General features: G+C 34.2%; 4 protein-coding genes and 1 pseudogene. All 5 read right to left on the bottom strand.

From position 1 onward, the window contains the following. A partial coding sequence (gene mobV, locus KA814_RS00065) for a MobV family relaxase (protein WP_210122633.1) occupies positions 1-781 on the bottom strand: 781 nt, incomplete at its 3' end. A gap of 563 nt (positions 782-1,344) precedes the next feature. After that, positions 1,345-2,721 (bottom strand): tetracycline efflux MFS transporter Tet(L), encoded by a 1,377-nt coding sequence (tet(L), locus tag KA814_RS00060; RefSeq protein WP_001574277.1) that lies wholly within the window; start codon positions 2,719-2,721, stop codon positions 1,345-1,347. Between the two features lie 33 nt (positions 2,722-2,754). Then, positions 2,755-2,817 (bottom strand): tetracycline resistance efflux system leader peptide, encoded by a 63-nt coding sequence (locus tag KA814_RS13805; RefSeq protein WP_012779615.1) that lies wholly within the window; start codon positions 2,815-2,817, stop codon positions 2,755-2,757. A 103-nt stretch (positions 2,818-2,920) separates the two neighbouring features. Then, positions 2,921-3,904, bottom strand: a complete 984-nt coding sequence (locus KA814_RS00050) for a protein rep (protein ID WP_000336291.1) — start codon at positions 3,902-3,904, stop codon at positions 2,921-2,923. Positions 3,905-4,148: 244 nt separating this feature from the next. After that, positions 4,149-4,630 (bottom strand): annotated as a pseudogene (locus tag KA814_RS00045) (MobV family relaxase); the annotation flags it as partial.

Raw genomic sequence — 4,630 nt, 5'->3', positions numbered from 1 at the left:
TTTTGGTTGGTTTCTTTTCTGTCATTATTTCTTTTCCCAAACCAAACATGGACTTTTCACCCGTTGGCACTTCAACACTTTTCATGTGTCGTTTCGCTGGTACTTCTAAATCTGATTTAACTTTATCGCTATAAGCAGTCCATTCATCTTTTTTAACTGCTAAATTTTTTTCTAGAAAATCAATCTCTTTTTCCAAAGTTTGTTTTTTAAATTTAGCTGTCTCAATATGTTTACGGTCAGAGCCACGTTCACCACGCTTCAACTCAAAACCCTGTTTTTTCATATGCTCGGGGAATTTATCTTGTAGCCATAACAGTTCTTGACGATTAAACACATTTTTTCCTTGCAGTTTTCCATCACGCATAGGCACAACACCTAAATGCATGTGAGGGGTTTGCTCATCATTATGAACTGTTGCATAAGCAATATTTTGCTTGCCATATCGTTCGGAAAATAATTTATAACTTTCCTCAAAAAATCGTTTTTGTTCTCCTGGATCCAGTTGCTCAAAAAAATCTCGGTCAGATGTTACTAGCAACTCATTTACAAGAACAGCATCTTTCCTCGTTTTTCTTGTACCTGTTTTTTGTGATTCAATAATTTCTTTGACACGTTCGTTGTAATCAATATTTTTATCATTTTTCAAATCATAATTTTCACGTGTTCGCTCATGGTCAATATCATCATTCGTTCTACTTTTTCGCTCTCTTTGATTATGAAATTGCATGCCTTTTAGTCCAGCTGATTTCACTTTTTGCATTCTACAAACTGCATAACTCATATGTAAATCGCTCCTTTTTAGGTGGCACAAATGTGAGGCATTTTCGCTCTTTCCGGCAACCACTTCCAAGTAAAGTATAACACACTATACTTTATATTCATAAAGTGTGTGCTCTGCGAGGCTGTCGGCAGTGCCGACCAAAACCATAAAACCTTTAAGACCTTTCTTTTTTTTACGAGAAAAAAGAAACAAAAAAACCTGCCCTCTGCCACCTCAGCAAAGGGGGGTTTTGCTCTCGTGCTCGTTTAAAAATCAGCAAGGGACAGGTAGTATTTTTTGAGAAGATCACTCAAAAAATCTCCACCTTTAAACCCTTGCCAATTTTTATTTTGTCCGTTTTGTCTAGCTTACCGAAAGCCAGACTCAGCAAGAATAAAATTTTTATTGTCTTTCGGTTTTCTAGTGTAACGGACAAAACCACTCAAAATAAAAAAGATACAAGAGAGGTCTCTCGTATCTTTTATTCAGCAATCGCGCCCTTTAATGGAACAAAAAGATTTGAATTCCTGTTATAAAAAAAGGATCAATTTTGAACTCTCTCCCAAAGTTGATCCCTTAACGATTTAGAAATCCCTTTGAGAATGTTTATATACATTCAAGGTAACCAGCCAACTAATGACAATGATTCCTGAAAAAAGTAATAACAAATTACTATACAGATAAGTTGACTGATCAACTTCCATAGGTAACAACCTTTGATCAAGTAAGGGTATGGATAATAAACCACCTACAATTGCAATACCTGTTCCCTCTGATAAAAAGCTGGTAAAGTTAAGCAAACTCATTCCAGCACCAGCTTCCTGCTGTTTCAAGCTACTTGAAACAATTGTTGATATAACTGTTTTGGTGAACGAAAGCCCACCTAAAACAAATACGATTATAATTGTCATGAACCATGATGTTGTTTCTAAAAGAAAGGAAGCAGTTAAAAAGCTAACAGAAAGAAATGTAACTCCGATGTTTAACACGTATAAAGGACCTCTTCTATCAACAAGTATCCCACCAATGTAGCCGAAAATAATGACACTCATTGTTCCAGGGAAAATAATTACACTTCCGATTTCGGCAGTACTTAGCTGGTGAACATCTTTCATCATATAAGGAACCATAGAGACAAACCCTGCTACTGTTCCAAATATAATTCCCCCACAAAGAACTCCAATCATAAAAGGTATATTTTTCCCTAATCCGGGATCAACAAAAGGATCTGTTACTTTCCTGATATGTTTTACAAATATCAGGAATGACAGCACGCTAACGATAAGAAAAGAAATGCTATATGATGTTGTAAACAACATAAAAAATACAATGCCTACAGACATTAGTATAATTCCTTTGATATCAAAATGACCTTTTATCCTTACTTCTTTCTTTAATAATTTCATAAGAAACGGAACAGTGATAATTGTTATCATAGGAATGAGTAGAAGATAGGACCAATGAATATAATGGGCTATCATTCCACCAATCGCTGGACCGACTCCTTCTCCCATGGCTACTATCGATCCAATAAGACCAAATGCTTTACCCCTATTTTCCTTTGGAATATAGCGCGCAACTACAACCATTACGAGTGCTGGAAATGCAGCTGCACCAGCCCCTTGAATAAAACGAGCCATAATAAGTAAGGAAAAGAAAGAATGGCCAACAAACCCAATTACCGACCCGAAACAATTTATTATAATTCCAAATAGGAGTAACCTTTTGATGCCTAATTGATCAGATAGCTTTCCATATACAGCTGTTCCAATGGAAAAGGTTAACATAAAGGCTGTGTTCACCCAGTTTGTACTCGCAGGTGGTTTATTAAAATCATTTGCAATATCAGGTAATGAGACGTTCAAAACCATTTCATTTAATACGCTAAAAAAAGATAAAATGCAAAGCCAAATTAAAATTTGGTTGTGTCGTAAATTCGATTGTGAATAGGATGTATTCACATTTCACCCTCCAATAATGAGGGCAGACGTAGTTTATAGGGTTAATGATACGCTTCCCTCTTTTAATTGAACCCTGTTACATTCATTACACTTCATAATTAATTCCTCCTAAACTTGATTAAAACATTTTACCACATATAAACTAAGTTTTAAATTCAGTATTTCATCACTTATACAACAATATGGCCCGTTTGTTGAACTACTCTTTAATAAAATAATTTTTCCGTTCCCAATTCCACATTGCAATAATAGAAAATCCATCTTCATCGGCTTTTTCGTCATCATCTGTATGAATCAAATCGCCTTCTTCTGTGTCATCAAGGTTTAATTTTTTATGTATTTCTTTTAACAAACCACCATAGGAGATTAACCTTTTACGGTGTAAACCTTCCTCCAAATCAGACAAACGTTTCAAATTCTTTTCTTCATCATCGGTCATAAAATCCGTATCCTTTACAGGATATTTTGCAGTTTCGTCAATTGCCGATTGTATATCCGATTTATATTTATTTTTCGGTCGAATCATTTGAACTTTTACATTTGGATCATAGTCTAATTTCATTGCCTTTTTCCAAAATTGAATCCATTGTTTTTGATTCACGTAGTTTTCTGTATTCTTAAAATAAGTTGGTTCCACACATACCAATACATGCATGTGCTGATTATAAGAATTATCTTTATTATTTATTGTCACTTCCGTTGCACGCATAAAACCAACAAGATTTTTATTAATTTTTTTATATTGCATCATTCGGCGAAATCCTTGAGCCATATCTGACAAACTCTTATTTAATTCTTCGCCATCATAAACATTTTTAACTGTTAATGTGAGAAACAACCAACGAACTGTTGGCTTTTGTTTAATAACTTCAGCAACAACCTTTTGTGACTGAATGCCATGTTTCATTGCTCTTCTCCAGTTGCACATTGGACAAAGCCTGGATTTACAAAACCACACTCGATACAACTTTCTTTCGCCTGTTTCACGATTTTGTTTATACTCTAATATTTCAGCACAATCTTTTACTCTTTCAGCCTTTTTAAATTCAAGAATATGCAGAAGTTCAAAGTAATCAACATTAGCGATTTTCTTTTCTCTCCATGGTCTCACTTTTCCACTTTTTGTCTTGTCCACTAAAACCCTTGATTTTTCATCTGAATAAATGCTACTATTAGGACACATAATATTAAAAGAAACCCCCATCTATTTAGTTATTTGTTTGGTCACTTATAACTTTAACAGATGGGGTTTTTCTGTGCAACCAATTTTAAGGGTTTTCAATACTTTAAAACACATACATACCAACACTTCAACGCACCTTTCAGCAACTAAAATAAAAATGACGTTATTTCTATATGTATCAAGATAAGAAAGAACAAGTTCAAAACCATCAAAAAAAGACACCTTTTCAGGTGCTTTTTTTATTTTATAAACTCATTCCCTGATCTCGACTTCGTTCTTTTTTTACCTCTCGGTTATGAGTTAGTTCAAATTCGTTCTTTTTAGGTTCTAAATCGTGTTTTTCTTGGAATTGTGCTGTTTTATCCTTTACCTTGTCTACAAACCCCTTAAAAACGTTTTTAAAGGCTTTTAAGCCGTCTGTACGTTCCTTAAGGAATTCCTTAGTGCTTTCATAGATTAAACTCACATCACGCTTTAAATCGCTTATTTTAGACTTTAAAGACTTGTTTTCTTCAAGCAACTCATTATAATCATTTACATTTTCATTAAATCGCTCTACAAGACCACTATATTTTTCTTTAACTTGCCCATGTTCTTTACTTAATTTTTTATATTCTCTCGCCATATCAGTACTCATGAGATTTCTAACATGCTGTTTTAACCTATCGTTATCTCTCGCAGCAGTCACTAAGTTTTTATAATCACGCTCCGATATAACAACATTTT

The organism is Staphylococcus sp. GDY8P196P (assembly GCF_017891705.1).
GTDB classification, from domain to species: domain Bacteria; phylum Bacillota; class Bacilli; order Staphylococcales; family Staphylococcaceae; genus Staphylococcus; species Staphylococcus ureilyticus.
This window is presented reverse-complemented; position numbering and strand designations above follow the sequence as displayed.